This window comes from Streptomyces sp. NRRL F-5727, assembly GCF_000719555.1.
Lineage (GTDB): Bacteria > Actinomycetota > Actinomycetes > Streptomycetales > Streptomycetaceae > Streptomyces.
Genome location: NZ_JOGX01000132.1, coordinates 1 through 1682 on the forward strand (window position 1 = coordinate 1; position 1682 = coordinate 1682).

Annotated in this window: 2 protein-coding genes; both read right to left on the reverse strand. The window is 72.2% G+C overall.

Going from position 1 to position 1682, the window contains the following annotated elements:
- Window positions 1-47: 47 nt before the first annotated feature.
- Window positions 48-518: a DoxX family protein gene (locus IF73_RS0136945; protein WP_031015871.1), complete on the reverse strand. Its 471-nt coding sequence runs from the start codon at window positions 516-518 to the stop codon at window positions 48-50.
- A 261-nt stretch (window positions 519-779) separates the two neighbouring features.
- Complete coding sequence (locus IF73_RS0136950) at window positions 780-1430, reverse strand: HNH endonuclease family protein (protein ID WP_031015873.1); 651 nt, start codon at window positions 1428-1430, stop codon at window positions 780-782.
- Window positions 1431-1682: the final 252 nt, after the last annotated feature.

Here is a 1682-nt window from a genome sequence, read left to right on the forward strand (position 1 = left end):
CGGAGGGGGTGGGGTGGTGAGCGGAGGGGGGTGCGGGCGGCCGGCCGTCAGGCGGCGACCGGCGTGCCCTGCTGCTCCGTGTCCTGCGCGTTCCGGCCGGCCCGGGTGCCCTGGGCGCCCTTGCGGCCGAAGAGGGCGTCGAGCGCGAGGGCGCCCGGGCCCGTGAAGATCAGCAGGGCGAAGGCCCAGCAGAAGAGGGCCGCGGTCTCGCCGCCGTTCTGGAGCGGGAACAGGGCCTCCGGCTGGTGGGCCCAGAAGTACGCGTACGCCATCGAGCCCGAGGCTATGAAGGCCGCGCCGCGGGTGCCGAGGCCGACGAGGACGAGGACGCCGCCGACGAGCTGGATCACCGCCGCGTACCAGCCGGGCCAGGTGCCGGTGGGCACCGTGCCGCCGCCCATCGCGCCGCCGAGGACGCCGAAGAGCGAGGCGGCGCCGTGGCAGGCGAAGAGCAGGCCGACGACGATCCGGAACAGGCCGAGCGCGTACGGCTGCGCCTGATGCAGGCGCTGGGTCAGGGTGCTCATGGTGGGGGCTCCTTCGGCCGGCCCGTCCGGGAGGACGGGCGTGGGGGACTGGTACCGAGTGGCCGCCAGGTTAGGCTTCCCTGAGTAGTACTTGCAAGTTCAATCACCTGGTGAATCGGGCGCGCCTGTGGGGAGGGCCGCTCTGGTTCGGACCAGGGTGGCTCAGGTCTGGACCACAGGCGCGTCGATTTCACGCCGTTCTCGTGCGGGGTGCTGACGTGCCGTCCTTACGGTGCGTCAGGGGGGCTGGGGTCAGCAGCCGTTGAGGACGGACTGGAGCGCGCTCTTCTCCGCCGAGTCGACGCTGAGGTTGTAGTGGTACTTCGTGTGGACCCAGGCGCGGGCGTAGGTGCAGTGGTACGCGGTGCGCGGGGGCAGCCACTCGGCCGGGTCGAGGTCGCTCTTGGCCTGGTTCACGTTGTCGGTGACGGCTATGAGCTGCGGCCGGGTGAGGTCGTTGGCGAACGCCTGGCGCTGGCTGGTGGTCCAGGAGCTGGCGCCCGAGCGCCACGCCTCGGCGAGCGCGACGACGTGGTCGATGTCGAGGTCGGAGGCGACGGTCCAGGTGGCGCCGTCGTACGGCGAGTACCAGCTGCCGCTGACGGAGGCGCAGCTGGAGTCGGTGACGACGTTCGAGCCGTCCCGCTTGAGGACGGTCTCGCGGGTGTTGCAGGTGCCGGACTGGGTGATCCAGTGCGGGAAGAGATCCCGGCTGTAGCCGGTGAGGGAACCTTCCGCCTTGACCGTGAGGGAGGCGAGGTAGGTACGGGCGGTCGCGGCACTGACCGGGGTCGGCATCGCGGCCTGCGCGGAGGGCGCGGCGGTGACGAGGCCGGTGAGGGTGAGGGCGGCCGTGGAGGCGAGCACGGCGGCTCGACGCGCGTAGACCTTGCCGACGGGCATGGGGGAACTCCCTTGATTCGGTGGGACCTTGGCGGTTCGGCCGGCCCCGTGCGGTACCGGGCGGCGCCCGGTCATCGTGGCGGCGCCAGGTTTCGCTGGGGGATGCGCCAGGTAACAGAGTGGCGACATGAACACGTCACATCAAGGGGTGTGACGTGTCCTGACGGAGCGTCGGATTCCGCCGGGGTGCAGCGGCGCCGGGGGTGGGGGAGTGGCCGGGGGGCGGGGTCCGCTCGTCGGGGGGGGAGAGGG